Here is a 19,995-nt window from a genome sequence, read left to right as displayed (position 1 = left end):
TAACCCCATAAGTTCACTTGACAGGTTGGAACAACGGTGGTTCCATGTCCATATAACCACTGCAACAATCGAAGCCGGTTAGATACTCCGGTCAGATCGAAGGGGAACCATGTCGTTCATCACCGTCGGAACCGAGAACTCCACGAACATCGACCTCTACTACGAAGACCACGGCACCGGTCAGCCGGTCGTGCTCATCCACGGCTACCCGCTCGACGGCCACTCGTGGGAGCTTCAGTCGGCCGCACTGCTCGAGGCCGGCTACCGCGTCATCACCTACGACCGCCGCGGGTTCGGGCAATCGAGCCAGCCCACCGTCGGCTACGACTACGACACCTTCGCCGCCGACCTCAACACCGTGCTCGAGACCCTCGACCTGCGCGACGTCGTGCTCGTGGGCTTCTCGATGGGCACCGGTGAGGTCGGTCGCTACCTCGGCACCTACGGCAGCGAGCGCGTCGCCAAGGCCGCGTTCCTCGCCTCGCTCGAGCCCTACCTGCTGCAGGCCGACGACAACCCCACCGGCGTGCCGGCCGACGTGTTCACCGGCATCGAGCAGGCTGCCACGGCCGACCGCTATGCCTGGTTCGACGACTTCTTCCAGAACTTCTACAACCTCGACGAAAACCTCGGCACCCGCATCAGCGAGGCCGCCGTGCGCGGCAGCTGGGCGGTCGCGGCCTCGTCGTCATGGTTCACCGCGGCGGGCGTCGTGCAGAGCTGGCTCACCGACTTCCGCGCCGACATCGAGAAGATCGACGTGCCCGCACTCATCCTGCACGGCACCGCCGACCGCATCCTTCCGATCGACGCCACCGCGCGCGAGTTCACGAAGCGACTGCCGAGCGCCGACTACATCGAGATCGAGGGTGCGCCGCACGGCCTGCTCTGGACCCACTCGGCAGAGGTCACCGAAGCGCTGCTCACCTTCCTGCGCAAGTAGAGCCCTGCGCAAGTAGAGCGAGGAGACGTCGGTCTGCACCCCTCGCAGACGGCGATGCCCCGGAGCCCCGGTTTCGGGGCATCGCTGCGCCGCGATGCTAACTGGAGCGCAGCTCGACCCCCAGCCACTCCGCGAGGCCTCGCACCTCTTCATCGACCGCGCGGCGGATGTCGCGGGTGAACGGCACATCCTCGTGGATCGCGTTCACGGTGAGCACGCCCGCCTTGCGGTCGACCTTGGCGTCGAGCTTGCCGACAAGTCGATCGCCGTGCAGGATCGGCAGCGCGAAGTAGCCCCAGCGACGCTTGGCGGCCGGCTTGTACATCTCGAGCACGTACTCGAAGTCGAAGAGCTGCTGCGCGCGCACGCGGTCGTAGGTCAGACGATCGAACGGGGAGAGCAGTGCGGTGCGGCCGTTGAACGGCCGGCCGAGCGCGGCGGGGTCGACTCGCCAGATCCCGGGCACGCCGTCGACGACGGCGGGTTCACCGGCCTGGCCGACGTCGACGGGTTCGAGCGGCATGGTCGTGCTCTTCTCGCGCGCGATGCCGAGCGCTGTGAGGCGACGTTCGTTGCGCACCCGGAGCGCCTCCTCAGCAGGGAGCGCGGACCGATGCGGCGGGTACACGCGTTCGGCGAGGTCCCACAGCCGCTCGCGTCCGCGCCGTGCGGCGATGGCGATCTCGCCCCGCATCATGAGGAGCTCGAGCATCTGACCGACATTGCGGTTGTGCTTCCAACCGGTCGACTGCCACGGCACGACGCTCGTGTCGGGGATGTCGCGGGAGAGCAGCGGCACGGGCGATTCGCCGAGCCTCGCCAGGATGTCGCGGCGGAACGTCTCGTTCTGTTCGAGCCATTCGCGCGATCTCGGCCAGGTCGGCCACGTCGCCATGTCGGTCCGGAAGAGCGCGAGATCCTCGATCGGGCGGATGAGCGCGTCGACCTCGAACAGGCTGCGCTCGACCTCGAGCGCATGCACGAGATCGGCCGGCCGGTACGCCGAGCCGAGTCGACTCCACGCCACGAGGTCGGCGTTCGGAGCGATCGCGGCGGTCGGATCGACCTGCAGCAGCGTGAGTCGTTGCACGACGTCGATCAGCTCCGTCGGGCGCGAGGCGTCGAGCAGCTGCGCGCTGATGGCGATGCGCCGCGCCTGGGTGCGGTCGAGGTGGTGCGGCTCCATACGATCACGGTACTCGTCGGGCATCTGGGGTCGCGTCACCCGGGCGGTGGCAGCGGATGTCTCAACGAGAGTTGTCGTGAACGCGCGTTCACAGTATCATCGTGAACATGAGTTCACAGAAACCAGTCACAGAAGTCCCACTCGCTTTCTCAGCCGTCTACCGGGTCAATCCCGGAGCGCACGACGAGCTGGCCGATCTCGTCACCGAGTTCGTGGAATCCGTTCGCGCTGAAGGGCCAGGCGCCCTCGCGCTGTCGGTCGGCCTGAGCGACGCGAGCTTCGCCGTCTCCGCGCTGCACGCAGACCCGAATGCGATGGAGGAGCACCTCGCCACTATCGCTCCGTTCATCGAACGCACCTTCCAGCTGGCAGCCATCGAGACGATCACCGTGGTCGGTGCTCCCGGCCCTCGACTCACCGCTGCCCTCGACGCGAACCGCTCAGCGGGCGCGCGCGTGACGGTCGTCGAGTGTCGAAAGGGCTTCGTCAGCCTCGGCGCCTCCGCCCGCTGATACCCTGAACACGCCATGAATCCGCCCGAGACGATCGTCGATTCACTCCGTGCCCCGCCGCACGCCTGAGGCGACCGAACGTCTCCGGGCGGACCTCATCGATCAAGCGCGGGCTCTCGTGCGACGCGAAGGTGCATCGGCATTGACGATGCGCGGGCTCGCAAGCGAGGCGGGGTGCGCCGTCGGCCTGCCCTACAAAGTCTTCGCCGATCGCGAGGAGCTCGTGATCGAAGTCGCCGTGTCGGAGCTCGGCGACCTGGGCCGCCGTATGGCCGCCTGGGTCGCCGAGGCCGGCGCTCGCTCCCTGAGTGAGAACCTCGACCACTACGCGAGCATCTTGCTCGACGCCGAGACCCCGGCTCTCGTCCACGCGGAGTCACTCGACGGAGCGCGCCTGACGGCTCGGCTCTCCGAATCCGCCGAGGCTTCGATGTTCTTCGACTCGCTGGGTGTCGCCGTCGCCGACTACCTCATCGGTGAGCAGCGAGCCGGGCGCGTGCGCGGTGATGTCGACACCGCGGCGTTCGGGTTCGCGATCACCGGTGCAGTCCACAACCTCGCGGCATCCGGTCCGGGTTTTCCTCGACCCTCCCGAGTGGAGCTCACGGGATACCTGCGCTCGATTGCGACGACGATCGCGACGGAGCCGCACCACGCGTGAGCAGCTGGAACGAGTCCGACAACATCGGCCGGCAGGAGCACTTCGAGGTCGACGGCGTGTTGCCGGGAAACGCTCCCGACGAGTACGTGTTGACGGTGACCGTTTCGGGCAACGGGTACAACGGGCCGGCTGAGTTCACCTTCCAGCTCGCCGGCGGACTCATCTCACGATTCGCCATCGCCTGAACCGGCGCGTTCACGCACCATGAGAGGTTTGATGCATGGTGCTTGCGACGATCGATGCCCGAGGTTCCTCATTCACGCTTCGCCGTGCTCGCCGAGAGGACCTGGGCGCGCTCGTCGAGCTCATCGCCGCCGACGCGCTGCGTGCGAACGATGACAGTGCCGACCCCGAGCACCTGGCGCGCTACGAGCGCGCGTTCGAGGCGATCGACGCCGATCCGGCGCAGACCCTGGTGGCTGTCGACGGTGCCGACGGGCAGCTGGTCGGCACCATGCAGCTCACGCTCATCCCCGGACTCGCGCGCGGCGGTGCGACCCGTATGCAGATCGAAGCGGTGCGAGTCGCGGAGTCGACTCGCGGCGTGGGTCTCGGCACCGAGATGATCCGCTGGGCGGTCGACCATGCACGCTCGGTCGGAGCCGCGCTCGTGCAGCTCACCTCCGATGCCCGCCGAGCCGACGCCCATCGCTTCTACGAGCGGCTCGGCTTCGAAGCGTCGCACGTCGGTTTCAAGCTGTTCCTCTGACGATCCGCCGTCAGCCCCATGCTGAGCACCGTTCGTCTGCTCGCGGGCCATCTCGAGCTTCGTTCGAATCAGCCGAGCGTTCGGTTGCTGCGGATGACACCTTCGGGATCGACGCGCCGCTTCACCGCGGCGAGCCGGTCGAGCACCTCGCGGTCGTAGGCATCGGCGAGCGGCGCGCCGGCCCCGAGGAAGGTCGGCACGGTGCCGCCGCCCGGGTACTTCGCCACGAGATCGCGAAGCGGCTCGAACGCTGCCGCGACATCGATCGACGGGTCGAACAGGAGCACTCCAGAGCTGAGCAGGCCCTCGGCGTGGATCGCGCCGACCGCTGAGAACTCTGCGCCGAGCTCGTCGGCGATCGCCCCGCCCATTGCGCGGATGCTGCAGCGCATGAGTCCGTGGTCTGCGCCGCGAAGGAACGCCTCGACGAACTCGTGTGCGAACGCAGCGTCGAGCCCGCCGAGCGCGCCCCCGAAATCGGCCGAGGGCATCGGGTCGACGGGCTCGGCGGCCACGGCGGCGAGCGAGCCGATCGTGAAGGGTACGAGCGTGTTCGCGATCGGCTCGGCGACGGCGATGAGCCGGTCGGCGTATGCGCGCCCTGTCAGTTCGTCGCCGACGTGCACGAGGCCGACTGTGGCGACTGTGCGGCCACGCAGGTGCGGAGGCAGCATCGGCGCATCGGGGAAGCGCATCATGCCGATGTCGAGCCCGAGTTCGGGCTCGTCGCCTGCGAGTGCGAAGGCAGCGGCGACGACCGCTTCGGCGGACTCGGCCGGGAAGATGAGGCCGCCCCCGAAGATGGCGTCGCCAGGATAGAGGGCGAGCTCGATCGCGGTGATGACGCCGAACATCCCGCCGCCGCCGCGCAGTGCCCAGATGAGCTCGGCATCGTCGGCATCGGTCACCAGGCGAACCTCGCCAGCGGCATCGACGAGCTCGACCGAGATGATCGAGCGCGCCGTGATGCCGTAGCGGCGGCTGAACATGGAGTGCCCGCCCGCGATCGCGAGCGCGACGACGTTGACCTCGGGGTTCGATCCCGCAAGCGCGATGAGCCCAGTGCCGTCGAGCCGCTCGAGCGCGCGACCCCAATTGACGCCGGCGCCCGCCCGCAGCACGCGTGCCTGCTCGTCGACCACGATCTCGTCGAACCGTGAGGGACGGATCACGATGACTCCGGCCAGGTCGTCGTAGGCTCCGTGGCCGTTGGGCTGGGTGGTGACGCCGAGCCCGGTCGCGGACGCCGCGCGGACGATCGCACTGATGTCAGCGACATCCGCCGGCTCGACGATCGCCGCCGGACGCTGGTCGACACTGAGGTTCCATGCCATGCGTGCCGTCTCGTAGTCGGTATCGCCGGGGAGGATGAGCGGCCCGCTGAGCACTGAGCGAAGGTCGAGCAGGGCTGAGCCGGATGAGGAGGTCATCGGGGTCCTTTCGTCGTGTGCCACGGTAGCGATGGGCTCCGACATCCGCAGCGCGTCAGGGCAGCTCGAGGCGCATGAGCACCCGCTGAAACCCGCTCAGCACCGAGCCGGTGTCGGCCGCCTTCGTGAACCCCGCCTGCTCGAAGAGCTTGCGGGTGCCGACATAGGCCATGGTCAGGTCGACCTTCTCGCCCCGGTTGTCGACCGGATAACCCTCGATCGCCGGCGCGCCGTGCTCGCGAGCGAAGTCGACCGCACCGGCGAGCAGGTGGTGCGAGATGCCGCTCTTCCGGTGCCCGCGCCGCACGCGGAAGCACCACACCGACCACACATCGAGGTCGTCGACGTGCGGGATCAGGCGGTTCTTCGCAAAACTCGTGTCGGCGCGCGGATGCACCGCAGCCCAGCCGACCACCTCGTCGCCGTCGTAGGCGAGCACGCCGGGCGGCGGGTCGAGCTCGCACAGCCCTCGCACGCGCTCGGCCCGCTCGGCCCCGCGCAACGCCTGGTTCTCTTTCGACGAGAGCAATCGGTAGCTCAGGCAGAAGCACACGTTCGACGTGGGATTCTTCGGCCCGACCATCGTCTTCACATCGTCGAACTCCGTGGCCGCGCGCACCTCGATCGTCATGTCGTCAGCCTCCCATCGCCAGCCGACAGCGGGCAACAGCCGCGGCGACCCGCGGGCGCCCATATCGGTGACGGCGAAATCCGCGGCGCCCGACGTGTAGGTTCCGCGCGAAGATGGCAGATTCCGCGACACTTGGCACCTACTTGTCATTGATGACAAGTACCGCGGAATCCGGCCGTTCGATGTATGGAATTCCCGTGCCGCGGGCGTTATGCCTGGGTGAGCGCGGACAGTCCCTCTGCAAACGCTCGTGCCCACGACTCGGCTCGCTGCAGGCTCTCGATGCTGATGGGGCCCGGCTCGGGTTCGTGAGCTTGGAGTGTCCGTTCGATGCCGTCCACGATCTCGAGGAAGCCGATGGTGTGTTCGTGGAACAAGTCAACGAGGACCTCGTTCGCGGCGTTGTAGACAGCTGGGAATGTTGAGCCGGAGCTGGACGCCGCCTTCGCGAGGGTGATGGCTGGGAACGTGATGTGGTCCAACGGCTCGAACGTCCACGTGTGCGATTCCGTCCAGTCGATCCGCGGCCATGGTGTTGGCATGCGGTCGGGCCAGAAGAGGCCGGCCAGGATGGGCAGGCGCATATCGGTGAGCGCCGCTTGGGCGAGTGTGGTCCCGTCGACGAACTCGACCATCGAGTGGACGATCGACTGAGGGTGAACGACGACCTCGATGTCGTCAAGCGGTACATCGAAGAGGTAATGCGCTTCAAGAACTTCGAGGGCTTTATTGACGAGGGTTGCGGAGTTCGTCGTGATCAAGCGACCCATCTTCCACGTTGGGTGGCGCAATGCTTCGGCGGGCGTCACGTTCCGAAGGTCTGCCCGCGACTTGCCGCGGAATGGCCCACCTGAGGCTGTGACGAGCAATCGTTCGACCTCATCGGCCGAACCGCCTCGGAGTGCTTGCTCGAGTGCGGCGTGTTCGGAGTCGATTGAGATGAGCTGGCCTGGCGACGAGGCCGCTCGTACGAGGTCGCCGCCAGCGATGAGCGACTCCTTGTTCGCAAGCGCAACCGTCCGTCCGTTGCGAAGGGCGGCGAGTGTTGAGGCAAGCCCAGCCGATCCCGCGATCGCGTTCACGACGATGTCGCACTCCACGGAGCCAGCGAGGTCTGCGGCATCCGTGGTCCCGAGTGCGGTATCTGCCACACCAAACTCGGCTGCTTGGGAATCGAGCAACTCGCGGTTGGTGCCCGCGCTGAGACCAACGATCGTGAGATCCGATGAGAATGCGCGCACAACGTCAAGCGCTTGAAGGCCGACCGAGCCAGTCGAGCCGAGAACCACCACTCGTTTCATGTACACAACTCTGCCGCACTTGATTGCCGCTACACGTCGACCGTCAATGTGGCCCTCAGGGATCGCGGACCGCGGAAGTCACGACGCGTACGAATCGGTGCTCGAGCGCGATGGGGGTGCGGCGAGTTCGGACGGCACGAACCACTATCAGAACGAGTGCGCCGACCGACGAGATGGCACTCGTGACATAGAGCACGGTCGACCAGCGTGAGTGGTCACCGCCGGAAATGGCGAATGTATCCGCAGTTCGCACGGTCGCACCTTGCGGGCGGCGGCCCTGGCATTTTCGCCGGCCGGCCGGCCGCACGCTTAGCTCGCGCGGGTCGTGTGTGGGCTGTACGTCGGGAGTCAGGAATACTGATTGCATGCGAACGATCGTCAGCGACAGATTGGTGATGCGTCCGTGGCAGACCGACGACGCCGACTTCTTGTTCGATCTGGAATCGCGTCGGGAGACCGTTCAGTATCTCGGTCCGCAGGCAAAGCCGATGGTGGACAAGAGGGAAGCCGTCGAGTCAATTCAACGTCGCCGGGCCATCGACCATCCGATTCACGGGATCTGGGTGATCGTTGACCGTGAGGCAGGCGGGCCGCTGGGCAACCTTCTCCTCAAGCCGGCACCGCTGTCCAACAAGACGACCATAAACGCGCCGGTGGAAGTCGGATGGCACTTGCACCCCGAGACCCAAGGTGCCGGCTACGCCACAGAAGCTGCCGATGCGGTCCTGGCCGACGCCGCCCGGAACGGGCTCAGCACCGTCGTCGCTGTTACCGATCCCCACAACATCGCCTCCCAACGGGTGTGCTCCCGCCTCGGGATGGAATGGCGCGGTATCACTCACGACTTCTACGACGAGCCCAGCCTGCTCTTCGTCAAATCGCTGATGCCGTGAGGGGTCGTCGCTGAGGCGTCAGCCTACCCGCGGCGTCGATCGCGATGTAGCTTCGCTGCACGCACATTCGATGTAACGATTGTCCCTCGTTCGGGGGATACCCTGAGGCCGACGCCGCGAGCGCGCAATAGCATGGCGCACGAATCGGCGTCGTGGGCGCACTTCCCACCTGTATCGGTGTGCACTGTTCGCACGCGACGCAATGCACGCCACGTTTTCGAATCAGGCCAGGGAGGCCCTCAACGATGAGAACGAAACTACTGTCCGCCGCCGCAGGCGGCTCTCTCCTGCTGCTCGCGCTCGCGGCATGTTCGTCCACGCCGGAGAGCGGGTCGGATGCCGGGGGCCTCGTCGGCACCGGAACCGGCGCCGAGTGCACGATCGACGCAGAGATCCCCATCGCCGCCGCGTTCAGTCTGACGGGTGCCGCCGCGCAATACGGTGCGAGCCAGAAGAACGCCCTCGAGATGGCCGTCGACGACCTCAACGAAGTCGGCGGGGTCGCCTACGCGCTCACGGTCGAAGACGACGAGACCGACCCCAAGCAGGCGATCCAGGTGTTCGACGGCTTCATCGCCGACGGCGCGAGCGTCATCATCGGCCCGACGCTCTCGAACACGGCGATGCAGACGGATCCGGTCGCGCAGGACGCGGGTGTGCCCGTGCTCGGCGTCTCGAACACCGCCGCCGGCATCACCGAGATCGGAGACCACATCTTCCGCGACTCGCTCACGGAGGATGCGGTGATCCCGCAGACCGTGCAGGCCGCGGTCGAGAAGTTCGGACTCGAGAAGGTCGTCGTGATGTACAGCAACGACGACGCCTTCACCGAGTCGGGCTACCAGGCGTTCGCCGCAGCTCTCGAAGAGGAGGGGGTCGAGATCGCCGAGACCCTGACCTTCCTCAAGGCCGACACCGACTTCCGCGCTCTGCTCGACAAGGCGAAGCAATCCGATCCGGATGCGATCGTGGTGTCGGCGCTCATCGATGCGGCGGTGCCCCTCGTGACCCAGGCTCGCGAGATCGGACTCGACGTGCCGATCATCGGCGGCAACGGGTTCAATTCGCCTGCGCTCATCTCGGGCGCCGGCGAAGCCGCTGAGGGCGTGGTGGTCGGTGCTGCGTGGAACTCGGCCTCCGACAACGAGCAGAACGTCGCGTTCATCGACGCGTACACCGAGCGATTCGACGCTGCGCCCGACCAGTTCTCGGCGCAGGCGTATGCGGGCATGCAGATCATCGACGAGGCGGTCCGTGCGAACTGCTCCGGTGAGCGCGAAGACATCACGGCGGGGCTCGCCGGGATCACCGACGTTCCCACGGTGCTCGGCGACGTGTCGATCGACGAGAACCGGGATGCCGTGCACGAGGCACTCGTGCAGATCGTCGAGGGCGGTGAGTTCGTCATCCTCGAGTAGTGCTCGTCACTGCGGCACGCAACCGTTAGCGTGAGCCGTGCGTCGTCCGGATGCTTCGGATGACGCACGGCTCGATCTGAAGCACGGCTCGATCTAGGGACATATCATGCAGCTCTTCGTCGATGGGATCTTCCTCGGCTCGATCTATGCGTTGTTCGCCATCGGGTTCACCCTCGTCTTCGGCATTCTGGACCGGTTGAACCTCGCGCACGCCGCGGTGTTCTCTGCCGGCGCCCTTGTGGGCATCGAGGTCGTCACCCGCTTCGGTGTCTCGATCTGGGTCGCGATCCCGATCGTCTTCGTGATCGGAGCCGTGCTCGGGGTGCTCATCGAGCGCATCGCGTTTCGCCCGCTCGCGGGTCGGCACGACGCGCATTTCGCCGGTCTGATCTCCTCGATCGCGTTCGGCGCGATCGTCCTCTCCGTGCTGCTGGCCCTCTACGGCGCCGACACGGTGCGGTTCCCGGCGGATGCCTTCCCCACGACCCGGCTCGACTTCCTGGGCGCGTCGTTCTCGCTCCTGCAACTCGTGATCCTCGTCGTCAGCGTGTCGCTCATGGTCGTGCTGACGTGGGTCGTGGCGAAGTCCAAGCTCGGAAGGGGCATGCGCACGATCGCCGAGAACCCCCATGCGGCCGCCGTCCTGGGGCTGAACGTGGGCCGGATCAGCAGCATCACCTTCGCCATCTCCTCAGCCCTCGGGGCGGTGGCAGGCGTGCTCTTCGCCCTCAACGTGAATGCCGCCAACCTCGGCATCGGGCATGCGGTCGAACTCAAGGCACTCGCGGTGATCATCGTGGGCGGTCTGGGGTCACTGCCCGGCGCCCTCGTCGGCGGACTCATCCTCGGGCTCGCTGAGGTGTACGCGGTCAACACCGTCGGCAGCTCGTGGCGGGACATGGTCGCATTCGGGTTGCTCTTCCTGATTCTCATCATCAGGCCGCAAGGCATCTTCGGAGCACGCAAGGTGCGTGAGGTCTAGACATGTTCGAGTACTCGTCACTGCTCACCTTCATCGCTTTGACGGCGATCCTCGCCTTCAGCTTCTACGCGGTGCTCATCGCCGGGCAGTTGAGCCTCGCGCAACTCGGCCTCGCATCCCTCGCGGCGTTCACGTCGAGCCTCGTCGTGCCGACCGAACCGTTGTTCGGTGTCATCCCGCCGCTGGCCGTCGGGGTCGTGTTCGGAATGGCGGTCGGCGTCATCGCAGCGTTCATCATCGGGTTGCCCGTCATGCGACTGCGCGGAGTGTTCCTGGCCATCGCGACGCTCGCCTTCGGCGAGATGGTGCGGATCTTCCTGATCAACCAGTCGTGGACGAACGGAGCGCAGGGCATGAGCTTCCCGAAGCTCGTCGGCCCCGAGACGGCATGGATCGCACTTGCGCTCGTCGCCTTCTGGTTCTGGCGTCTGTCGGGCTCGCGCATGGGGCGCGCGTTTGCGGCGATCCGCGAAGACGAGCTCGCTGCGACGACCATGGGCATCAACGTGACCCGGTATCGAATGGCATCGTTCGTCATCGCGGGCGCGGTCGCGGGCCTGTACGGGGTGCTCTTCACGCACTTCACGCGGTTCGCCGACCCGAACGAGTTCTCGTTCCCGGCGGCGGTCGACGGATTGGTCACGGCAGTGGTCGGCGGAACGACGCTCTTCATCGGGCCGCTTCTCGGCTCGATCTTCCTCTCAGCGCTCCCCGAACTCCAGCGCAGTCTCGGCATCGACGCGGGATGGATACGGCCGGTCGTGTCGGGAGTACTGCTCCTCGTCGTCATCCTGTTCCTGCCCGGCGGGCTCTCGGGGTTGATCCCGCGAAGGTGGAGGTCGTCGAGCCGGCTCGTCAGCGACCCTGCGTCGATGCCGCAACTCGCGCCGCTCCCGGCAGCAGGCACGGAGATCATGCGCCTGCACGCTCTCGGCAAATCGTACGGAGGGGTGAGAGCCGTTCACGACGTCGACCTCACCCTCACCGGCGCAGAGGTGCTCGGCCTGATCGGGCCCAACGGAGCCGGCAAGACGACGCTCGTGAACATGGTCACCGGTGTGACCGTTCCGTCGACGGGGTCGGGCAATGTGCTGGGCGTCGAGCTCACCGCCAAGACACGGGCGCACCGAATCGCGCGAGCGGGTGTGGCACGCACGTTCCAGCAGGTCAAGCTCTTCGACCGGCTCTCGGCACTCGACAATGTGCTCGTCGGCGGGTACCGAATCAGTCGTGACACGCTGCTCAGGAGGCTGATCTTCCTCCCGTCGGCCCGCAGGTTCGAACGGCAGGCGGCGGCCGTGGCATCCGCTCAGTTGATCCGTGTCGGCCTCGGCGACAAGGCGGCCACGGCCGCCGGTGACCTGTCGTACGGCGATCAGCGTCGGCTGGAGATCGCTCGTGCGCTCGCGTCGCATCCCACGATGCTCGTGCTCGACGAGCCGGCCGCGGGCATGAACCAGGTGGAGGCGGAGCGCCTCTCCGAGCTGATTCGTTCGCTGGCAGCCGACGGTGTTGCGGTGCTCATCATCGAGCACAACGTGCGGATGATGCTCGCCACGTGCGATCGGATCATGGTGCTCGACTTCGGCGAGGTCATCGCGCAGGGAACTCCGGCCGAGGTCGCGCGCGACCCGCGCGTGCTGGAGGCATATCTCGGAGCCGACGGCGACGCGACAGCCGAGTTCGCCGCGGAGGAGCTGGCCGAGGTGGTCGCCGAGGTGGCCGTCGACACGGCGACTCGCGACGGCGACGAGGGCGGAACGGAGGACGCACGATGAGCACGCCGATTCTCAGCGTCGAGGGCCTGCACGTGAGCTATGGGCGCGTGGACGCGGTTCGGGACGTCTCGTTCACGGTCGAGCCCGGGGCGATCGTCGCCCTCATCGGGGCGAACGGGGCGGGCAAGACGTCGATCCTCGACGCGGTCTGCGGTCTCGTGCGCCCGCGCAGCGGCGCGGTGCGCTTCAACGGCACGGATGTCACGCGGTGGCCCGCGCACCGCCTCGTCAAGGCGGGGCTCGTGCAGGTGCCGGAAGGCCGCGAGATCCTCGGTACCTTGACGGTCGATGAGAACCTGAGTCTCGGTGGCTGGCATCGCGGCAAGGCGGTTCACGATGGCGTCGCTCGCGCCTACGAGCGATTCCCCATCCTGCGGGAGCGTCGAAAACTGCAGGCCGGCGCGCTCTCAGGCGGCGAGCAGCAGATGCTCGCGATCGCACGAGCGCTCATCGCCGAGCCGAAGGTGCTGCTGCTCGACGAACCGTCAATGGGGCTCGCGCCGAAGATCGTCGACGAGGTCTTCGCCGTGATCGCCGAGATCCGCGACGCAGGCACGACCGTGGTGCTCGTCGAGCAGAACGCCCGGCGGGCACTGGCCGCCGCCGATATCGGCCACGTGCTCGAGACCGGCGAGATCACCCACTCCGGGCCGGCGCACGAACTGCTGTCGGACGAGCGGGTGATCGAGGCGTACCTCGGGCTCGGTTAGCGCTCGGTTCGGTCGCTCGGTGCCGCCACATCGATGAGCACCTTGCCGACGGTGCCCGCTTCAACGGCGTCGTGAGCTTCGGCCGTGCGCTCCAGAGGGAAGCGCGTCAGGGGGAGTCCGGCCCGCTCGCCGACATCGAGCGCTCCGTCGAGGAGCGCCCGGCCGATGTCGTCAGCCGCCGCGGCAAGGGGCTCGGCGCCGACGGTGTAGAGCAGCAGGAACTGGTAGCGCACGTTGAGCGAGAAGTGGTGGAGCACGTCGAGGGTCATCTCGCTGCCGCCGTCGGTGGCGTACACGGCGATCGTGCCGTGGTTGGCGATGATGCTCGAGTTGAGCTGCGCGTTGCGGGCCGGCGAGACCTCGACGACGATGTCGACGCCGTCGGGAGCGATCGCGCGGATGGCGCGGGTCGTGTCGCCCGCCCGGTAGTTCACCACGTGGTGCGCGCCCGCTGCCGTCGCGAGTGCTGCCTTCTCGGGCGAGCTCACGGTCGTGATGACCCGCGCACCCGACCAGCGGGCGAGCTGGATCGCCGCATGGCCGACGGCACCGGCGCCCCCGGCGACGAGCACGGTGCGACCGTCGAGGGCTCCGGGGCCGAGTCGCGACGGGCCGCCCTCGGCGACCGTGAGGGCACGGTGCGCGGTCATCGCGGGAACGCCGAGGCTGGCGCCGATGTCGAAGCTCGCGGCATCCGGAAGCGGCACGACCCGCTCTGCCGGCACTACCGTGACCTCCTGGGCTGTGCCGGTCGGCCGCTCGTGGGCGGCGAGGAACAGCCATACCCGATCGCCGACCTCGAGGCCGCTCACGCCGGGGCCGACCGCATCGACGACGCCCGCGCCATCCTGATCGGGGACGACCTCGGGGAACGGGGTCGGCCTGCCCGGCCGCCCGCCGGCACGCGCCTTCCAATCGGTGGGGTTCACGCCCGACACCACGACCCGCACTCGCACCTCACCCGCGCGGGGCTCGGGGAGTTCGCGCTCCACCAGGTTCAATACGGATGAATCACCGGACTGCGAGTACACGATCGCTCTCATACTCGAAGCCAACGCGGTGAGGACGGTGGTTCTTCCTGCCGCTTCGAAATCGTGTCCGCCTGCCTCGTCGCCGTGATCTACTTCACTCCCGAGCTGCGTGACCCGGGGGTGCCGGTCGTCTTGACGGGCATGATCGGCAACTCGTCAAGCCCATAGCCCCGATCGTCGGGCGTCAGTAGCCTGAGGTGACGTCACCCCGCGAACCTGAGCAAGCACGCAGCGTCGAGTCACGGGCGATCGGCTCGGCTCGATCTCGGGTACGTCGCGAAGGAGCGGCATGCAGAACACGGTCTACAAGGCAATGCGCAACGTCCTGACCTCGCTCTGGTTGATCCCAGTTCTGTGCGTCCTGGTCGGGTTCGTGATTTCCCTTACGACGATCGCGATCGACCGGGCCACCGGCTACGAGCTCGTGCCTGAAGATATCGTCGGCGGCCCCGAGGCCGCTCTGGAGATCCTCACCACGGTCGCCACGTCGATGGTCAACCTCACAGTCCTGGTGCTGACCATCGTCTTGGTCGTGGTGCAGCTCGCGATGGGGCAGTTCTCCCCGCGTATCGTGCAGCGGCTGCTCCGAGACCGCCCGAGCCAGTTCGCCATCGGCCTGTTCGTCGCGACGTTCGTCCACACGCTCCTGACGATCCGAGAGGTCCGGATCGGTGTCGGCGGTGATCCGGGCCAGGTGCCGGGCGTCGCGATCGTCACGACGTTCCTGCTTTCCCTGGTCAGCATCGCTGTTCTCGTGGTGTACATCCACCACATCGGCCAGGCGCTGCGGGTCTCGGCGCTCGTGGAGATCGCGGGGGACAACACCCGCAAGATGGTGAACAAGGTCTACCCGAACGAGGAGCCGGTGCCCGATGTCGTCGACGCGACCGTCGTCGTGGCAGAACAGTCCGGCGTCGTCACGTCGGTCAGGTATAAGAAGCTCGTCGCGGCCGCGCGGCGGGCCGGCTGCGCGTTGGAGCTCGTCCCCGCCCTCGGCGATTTCGTGCCGTCCGGCGGGCGGTTGTTCACTGTTCACGGTGACCCTGCGCGTCTCGACCGCCGGAAGGTGCACGGGGCCATCGTGCTCCGCCCGGAGCGCACGTTGGAGCACGACGTCGCCTACGGGATGCGACTGCTGGTCGACATGGCCATCCGTGCACTCTCCGACGCGCCGTGGCAGGACCCGACCACGGCGGTGCAGGCGATCGACCGTCTGCACGACTGCCTGCGTGAGCTGGTCAGGCGGGAGTTTCCGGACGGTCGCCACCACGATGAGGACGGGGAGTTGCGCCTGACGGAGAAAGTGATGTCGTGGGGCGACTACGTCACCCTGGCCTTCACCGAGGTGCGACTTGCCGGCGTCGGCTCGCCGCAGGTGGCCCGCCGCATCCACTCAGCCCTCGACGATCTGCTCACCGTGGCTCATGAGGACCGGCGCCCGCCACTGGAGCTGCAGCGCGGCCTCCTGCTCGCTGCTGTCGAGAGACGGTACGACGACGACAGCGATATCGAGCTTGCTTCCGGCGTCGACGGCAGTGGGATCGGCGCGGCGGTCGATGAGCAGCGCAGGCCGTAACGGTCGTACCACCTGCTTCACGCGGACCCGTCACGCGGTCGTGCACGATCGATGAGCCTGCGCACCCCGAAGCGCGCGAGCATGAGCGTCACGATGAGCAGCGTGACGGAGAAGAATCCGCCGAGGTGGACCGCGTCGCCGAACAGCACGTCGGTGAGCCACAGGATGAGGAACTTGCTGCCGGCGCCCAACAGCAGCAGCAACGCGGAGTTCAGCGTTTTGCCGACAGCGGTGCGCGACGTGCGCACTCGCGTGAGAATGCGCGTCTTCAGCGTTGCGATGACTTCGAGCGCGAGCTTGAACAGCACGGCTGTCAGCAGTGAGACCACGAACGACTCGGTGATGATGTTCGGAATGAACTGCACGAACAGGCCGAGCACGACGAGGTAGACGAAGACGTCGACGATATCCACTGCGCGAATACGCACGGCTCGCTCCCTCGGATCGACGGTCCGGACGCGCCGCCACAGTCGCGGCGGCGCGTCCGCAGACTATACCCGCGGCCGGCTGTACCCGTGGTCGGTCACCGGGCGTCGTCGCATCAGCACCCAGACGCAGGCCGCTCCGAGCACGAGTTCCACGGCGCCCGCGAGGGCCAGTGCCTCACAGAATCCTGAGCGCAGCGGATGCCTCGAGCACGCCGTTGTTCGACATCCCGGTGGAGCAGGTCAGCGAGACGTACGAGCACATGCGGTTCGGTGTGGCGGTGATCGCACCTTCGCCGAACGGTTCACGACCCTCGTCGGAGAACCACCGATGCGCTATCTCGCCGATTGGCGACTGCAGCAGGCGCATTCGGAGCTCACCCGCACGACCGATCCGATCGCATCGATCTCGAGTCAGGTCGGCTACTCCTCTGAGGCCTCATTCAGTCGAGCGTTCAAGCGACGCCACGGTGCGACGCCCGGTGCCGTTCGGCGGATGAATCCCGCGGGCGCCGACTTCGGTCTCGCTCGCATCCTCGACGGGGTGGAGCGCTACCTCGACCGGTCAGCGGATGCCTCTGGCCCCGGCCGCTCCGCCGACGGGGTGGAGCGCTACCTCGACCGGTCAGCGGATGCCTCTGGCCCCGGCCGCATTGCCGACAGGTAGACTCGCCCGGCGCGGCAGTGCCATCTCGAACGCACGGGCTCGAGGCATCCGTCTCGCCCTCATCGCCCATCCCGACGCAAGGACCCCAGTGAGCCTGATCCGCCTGAACGACGTGAGCATGGAGTTCGACGGGCGGCCCGTCTTGCGGGAGGCGTTCCTCAAGCTGCGGCAGGGCGATCGCGTCGGCCTCATCGGCAAGAACGGCACGGGCAAGACGACCTTCCTCGAGCTCGTGCTCGGGCGGCTCGAGCCGTCGGGCGGCACCGTCGACGCCACACTCGGCACCACGATCGGGTACTTCTCGCAGTTCTCCGAGCTCGACGGCGAACTGACCGTGCAGCAGACGTTGAGCGGCCACTTCGCCGCGGTGCACGAGACACAGGCGCGCCTCGACGCGATCGGCATGCTGCTCGCCGAGCCGATGGACGACGCGGCGATGACGCGCCTGCTCACCGAGCAGGGCGAGCTCTTCGAACGCATGGACGCGATCGGCGGCTGGACCTATGAGAACACCATCGACACGGTGCTCACGAGCCTCGGCTTCGACGAGGAGCGGCGGCACCTTCCCGTGGGCAGGTTGTCGGGCGGATGGCGCAACCGTGCCGCGCTCGCGCTGATCCTCGTGCAGGCGCCCGACGTGTTGCTGCTCGACGAGCCGACGAACTTCCTCGACCTCGACGGGGTGCGCTGGATCGAGGGGTGGCTCGGCGGCTTCGCCGGCGCAGTGCTCGTCGTCTCGCACGACCGGCAGTTCCTCGACGGGGTCGTCACCCGCATCGTCGAGATCGAGAACTACCGCCTGCAGGAGTACGAGGGCAACTACTCGGCCTACGTGCACGCCAAGCAGTCGCGCCTGAAGATGCTCGAGCGCCAGTTCGCGCACGAAGAGGAGCTGCTGGCCTACGAGCAGGCAGCGTCGACTGCTCGTCGCGAGGCAGCTCGGAACCCATCCAACGCGGTCACCCGCCGACTCGCCGACATCAAGAAGCGCCAGGCTCCGCGCCCCATCGACCAGATCATCACGGGCATCTACGACGGCTTGCGGGTCAGCAACGACCTGCTCACGGTGTCGGGGCTGACGAAGGGATTCAACGGCACGCCGCTCTTCGAGAACTTGTCGTTCGACCTGCAGCGCGGCGACCGTGTCGCGGTGCTCGGGTCGAACGGTTCGGGCAAGTCGACGCTGCTCGACGTGCTCACGGGCGAGACCGAAGCGGATGCCGGTACCGTGCGTTGGGCCAAGGGTGTCAGGTTCGTCTCGTACAACCGGGTCTACGCGTCGCTCGACCTGGAGGACACGGTCGGTCATGCCGTGAACGCCTACCCCGAGTCGCTGGCGTTCACCGCGACGAAGAAGAGCGTGAACCGGTTCCTCGCGATGCTGCAGTTCTCCGATGCCGACCTGCAGCAGAAGATCGGCACCCTCTCGGGCGGTCAGCGTGCCCGCGTGGCGATCGCGCAGTGCCTGCTCTCGGGGGCCGGCGTGATCGTGCTCGACGAGCCCACGAACCACCTCGACATCACTTCGACGCAGGTCATGGAGCGCGCGCTCACGCACTTCCCGGGTGCAGTCGTGGTCGTCAGTCACGACCGGTTCTTCGTCGACAAGCTCGCCGACCGCCTGCTCGTCTTCGACGGCACGCCTCGCGTGCGCGAGACGGCGGCGACCGGGGCGCTCTGACGTCAGCCGACCGCGCCGCCGGAGGAGCAGGACGCCGCCGCCGACGACGAGCAGCGCGAGTGTGCCCGCACCGAGGAACATCATCGGTAGCTCATCGGTAGCTCATCGGTAGCTCATCGGTAGCTCATCGGTACCGGTCGCGGCCAGCTCGGGACTGGGCCCGGGAGCCGGCGCACTGCGCAGGGCCGGCGCTACACGCGCGGGTGACGAAGGAGCGGGTCCGGCGGTGCGTCAGTGACTGCTCGGTCGACGGATGTCGCGTCCGCACGCCTGCGGCGTCTGGCGCCCACTCGGCCCCATGGCTTGAACACCGAGAGGGTCATCGCCACGATCACGGCAGTCGACGAGACGAGCGGTGGGAACACCATGGTCGAGGTCACCTCGGGCGAGGCACCGGACGCGAGCGCGTCGAACGCCGTGCCGGCAAGCTCCTCGGTGCCCGGCGCGAGCACGAGCACTACGAGGGTGACGAGCACGATATTCAGGGCGAGCTTCGAGAGCACCCACCAGTAGCGCACGAGTCCGTACTTGGAGCCGAGGCCGAGTATGGCGCCGCTTGCGAGGGTGAGCAGCCCGATCGTGATGAGCGGCCAGGTCGCGAACGTGGCGATGCTCACGGCCGCTGCGGCGGCCGGTTGTGCGTCTGCAGTGAACGCGGTGAAGACCAGGATGCCGAGCACGAGGTCGAGTCCGAGCCACGATCCCGCGGCGGCGATGTGCGTGACGAGCACGAGCTTCCTCGTGCGTGGCGACAGGCGGAAGCGGGTCGGAGGCAGCGGTGCGGCCGGTGCAGCTGGTGCGGCTGAACGGCCCGTGGTCGTCGACATCATCGCTCCTTTCGCGAGTGTCGTGAGTGTCGGGTGGTCGCTCGTGTCATGAGTGCTCGCACCAGCATCGCCGCGCGGGATCGCATCGGCATCCGCCTGGGGGAGGCATCCGCCGTACGCCCGCTGGTGTATGCCCGCCGCGGACGTCGTCGACGTATGCCCCGGTGCGTCGCTGAGCCTGTGACGCTGTGGCCGCGACGCCGGCACGCCTCGGCACGACAAATGATCACCAATCTCGTCGACCGGCACCGACCGGTGCGGGCATGACGAGCGTGATCACGGATATCGTCGACTGGCGTGACGGAGCGTGCCGGTGCCGTTACGCAATCGCGGCGGATCTTCCTCGAGCCGGTGCGGCATGACGAGAGTGATCGTTGATCGCGTCGACCGCCTCGACAGCCCGCGTGCCAGCGCCGTCACGCGACCGCGGCGGAATCTTCCTCGAGCCGGTGCGGCATGACGGGAGAGTTCACCGATCGTCGTCGATTGGCTCGACGGTGCCGGTGTGGCCCCTCTGTACGCAGGGTGTGGTCATGCGATTGCGGGGGGTCTTCGTTCGAGTTGGTCGGCGAGTCTGGTTGGGGATTTCGTGGTGTGGCGCCATCGGCCGTTGGGGTCGAGCCATGTGGGCGGG

Annotated in this window: 20 protein-coding genes; 13 read left to right on the top strand and 7 right to left on the bottom strand. The window is 67.3% G+C overall.

The annotated features are described in order from the left end of the window. The first annotated feature begins 109 nt into the window (after positions 1-109). A complete protein-coding gene (locus tag AC1C2U_RS06240) occupies positions 110-943 on the top strand; it encodes an alpha/beta fold hydrolase (RefSeq protein WP_495360870.1) in 834 nt (277 codons plus the stop codon). A 97-nt stretch (positions 944-1,040) separates the two neighbouring features. Here AC1C2U_RS06240 and AC1C2U_RS06235 read toward each other — a convergent pair whose 3' ends face one another. Further along, on the bottom strand, positions 1,041-2,129 hold the full coding sequence (locus tag AC1C2U_RS06235) for a DNA glycosylase AlkZ-like family protein (protein WP_495360869.1): 1,089 nt from the start codon (positions 2,127-2,129) through the stop codon (positions 1,041-1,043). 107 nt (positions 2,130-2,236) lie between these two features. On the opposite strand from AC1C2U_RS06235, the gene AC1C2U_RS06230 reads away from it, so the two are divergent. Genes AC1C2U_RS06230 through AC1C2U_RS06215 form a run of 4 tightly spaced genes read left to right on the top strand, consistent with a single transcriptional unit; the run spans position 2,237 to position 4,011 of the window. Further along, positions 2,237-2,641, top strand: a complete 405-nt coding sequence (locus AC1C2U_RS06230) for an NIPSNAP family protein (protein WP_495360868.1) — start codon at positions 2,237-2,239, stop codon at positions 2,639-2,641. Positions 2,642-2,690: 49 nt separating this feature from the next. After that, positions 2,691-3,302, top strand: a complete 612-nt coding sequence (locus AC1C2U_RS06225; protein ID WP_495360867.1) for a TetR/AcrR family transcriptional regulator — start codon at positions 2,691-2,693, stop codon at positions 3,300-3,302. After that, a complete protein-coding gene (locus AC1C2U_RS06220; protein WP_495360866.1) occupies positions 3,299-3,487 on the top strand; it encodes a hypothetical protein in 189 nt (62 codons plus the stop codon). Before AC1C2U_RS06225 ends, AC1C2U_RS06220 begins: the two co-directional genes overlap by 4 nt. 35 nt (positions 3,488-3,522) lie before the next feature. Next, positions 3,523-4,011, top strand: coding sequence for a GNAT family N-acetyltransferase (locus AC1C2U_RS06215; protein ID WP_495360865.1), 489 nt, complete (start codon positions 3,523-3,525; stop codon positions 4,009-4,011). Between the two features lie 68 nt (positions 4,012-4,079). Here AC1C2U_RS06215 and AC1C2U_RS06210 read toward each other — a convergent pair whose 3' ends face one another. The 3 genes from AC1C2U_RS06210 to AC1C2U_RS06200 all read right to left on the bottom strand — a co-directional run bounded on the left by AC1C2U_RS06210 (position 4,080) and on the right by AC1C2U_RS06200 (position 7,373). Next, entirely contained in the window at positions 4,080-5,441 is a 1,362-nt protein-coding gene (locus AC1C2U_RS06210) for an FAD-binding oxidoreductase (protein WP_495360864.1), read from the bottom strand. Positions 5,442-5,496: 55 nt separating this feature from the next. Continuing rightward, on the bottom strand, positions 5,497-6,072 hold the full coding sequence (locus tag AC1C2U_RS06205) for a GNAT family N-acetyltransferase (RefSeq protein ID WP_495360863.1): 576 nt from the start codon (positions 6,070-6,072) through the stop codon (positions 5,497-5,499). 209 nt (positions 6,073-6,281) lie between these two features. Further along, positions 6,282-7,373 (bottom strand): 1-deoxy-D-xylulose-5-phosphate reductoisomerase, encoded by a 1,092-nt coding sequence (locus tag AC1C2U_RS06200; RefSeq protein WP_495360862.1) that lies wholly within the window; start codon positions 7,371-7,373, stop codon positions 6,282-6,284. 365 nt (positions 7,374-7,738) lie between these two features. On the opposite strand from AC1C2U_RS06200, the gene AC1C2U_RS06195 reads away from it, so the two are divergent. The 5 genes from AC1C2U_RS06195 to AC1C2U_RS06175 all read left to right on the top strand — a co-directional run bounded on the left by AC1C2U_RS06195 (position 7,739) and on the right by AC1C2U_RS06175 (position 13,154). Then, a complete protein-coding gene (locus AC1C2U_RS06195) occupies positions 7,739-8,266 on the top strand; it encodes a GNAT family N-acetyltransferase (RefSeq protein ID WP_495360861.1) in 528 nt (175 codons plus the stop codon). Between the two features lie 245 nt (positions 8,267-8,511). Then, positions 8,512-9,684: an ABC transporter substrate-binding protein gene (locus AC1C2U_RS06190; RefSeq protein WP_495360860.1), complete on the top strand. Its 1,173-nt coding sequence runs from the start codon at positions 8,512-8,514 to the stop codon at positions 9,682-9,684. Between the two features lie 106 nt (positions 9,685-9,790). Further along, positions 9,791-10,666: a branched-chain amino acid ABC transporter permease gene (locus AC1C2U_RS06185; RefSeq protein WP_495360859.1), complete on the top strand. Its 876-nt coding sequence runs from the start codon at positions 9,791-9,793 to the stop codon at positions 10,664-10,666. Between the two features lie 2 nt (positions 10,667-10,668). Further along, positions 10,669-12,444 carry a branched-chain amino acid ABC transporter ATP-binding protein/permease gene (locus AC1C2U_RS06180; protein WP_495360858.1) on the top strand — a complete coding sequence of 592 codons (1,776 nt, stop codon included), beginning with the start codon at positions 10,669-10,671 and terminating at the stop codon, positions 12,442-12,444. Then, a complete protein-coding gene (locus tag AC1C2U_RS06175; protein WP_495360857.1) occupies positions 12,441-13,154 on the top strand; it encodes an ABC transporter ATP-binding protein in 714 nt (237 codons plus the stop codon). Before AC1C2U_RS06180 ends, AC1C2U_RS06175 begins: the two co-directional genes overlap by 4 nt. Here AC1C2U_RS06175 and AC1C2U_RS06170 read toward each other — a convergent pair. Continuing rightward, a complete protein-coding gene (locus AC1C2U_RS06170) occupies positions 13,151-14,197 on the bottom strand; it encodes an NADPH:quinone reductase (RefSeq protein WP_495360856.1) in 1,047 nt (348 codons plus the stop codon). The genes AC1C2U_RS06175 and AC1C2U_RS06170 overlap by 4 nt on opposite strands. A 277-nt stretch (positions 14,198-14,474) precedes the next feature. On the opposite strand from AC1C2U_RS06170, the gene AC1C2U_RS06165 reads away from it, so the two are divergent. Next, positions 14,475-15,761 (top strand): DUF2254 domain-containing protein, encoded by a 1,287-nt coding sequence (locus AC1C2U_RS06165; protein WP_495360855.1) that lies wholly within the window; start codon positions 14,475-14,477, stop codon positions 15,759-15,761. Between the two features lie 17 nt (positions 15,762-15,778). On the opposite strand, the gene AC1C2U_RS06160 is transcribed toward AC1C2U_RS06165, so the two are convergent. Next, a complete protein-coding gene (locus AC1C2U_RS06160; RefSeq protein WP_495360854.1) occupies positions 15,779-16,189 on the bottom strand; it encodes a hypothetical protein in 411 nt (136 codons plus the stop codon). Between AC1C2U_RS06160 and AC1C2U_RS06155 the strand changes: the two genes are divergently transcribed. Further along, on the top strand, positions 16,167-16,853 hold the full coding sequence (locus AC1C2U_RS06155) for a helix-turn-helix transcriptional regulator (protein ID WP_495361956.1): 687 nt from the start codon (positions 16,167-16,169) through the stop codon (positions 16,851-16,853). The two genes, AC1C2U_RS06160 and AC1C2U_RS06155, sit on opposite strands and share 23 nt — an antisense overlap. Positions 16,854-16,941: 88 nt before the next feature. Then, complete coding sequence (locus AC1C2U_RS06150; RefSeq protein ID WP_495360853.1) at positions 16,942-18,534, top strand: ABC-F family ATP-binding cassette domain-containing protein; 1,593 nt, start codon at positions 16,942-16,944, stop codon at positions 18,532-18,534. Positions 18,535-18,725: 191 nt separating this feature from the next. Here AC1C2U_RS06150 and AC1C2U_RS06145 read toward each other — a convergent pair whose 3' ends face one another. Beyond that, positions 18,726-19,361, bottom strand: coding sequence for a hypothetical protein (locus tag AC1C2U_RS06145; RefSeq protein ID WP_495360852.1), 636 nt, complete (start codon positions 19,359-19,361; stop codon positions 18,726-18,728). Between the last annotated feature and the right edge of the window lie 634 nt (positions 19,362-19,995).

Source organism: Agromyces sp. Y575, from assembly GCF_059445445.1.
The sequence above is the reverse complement of the archived record's forward strand: the minus strand, read 5'-3'. Positions and strand labels throughout refer to the sequence as shown.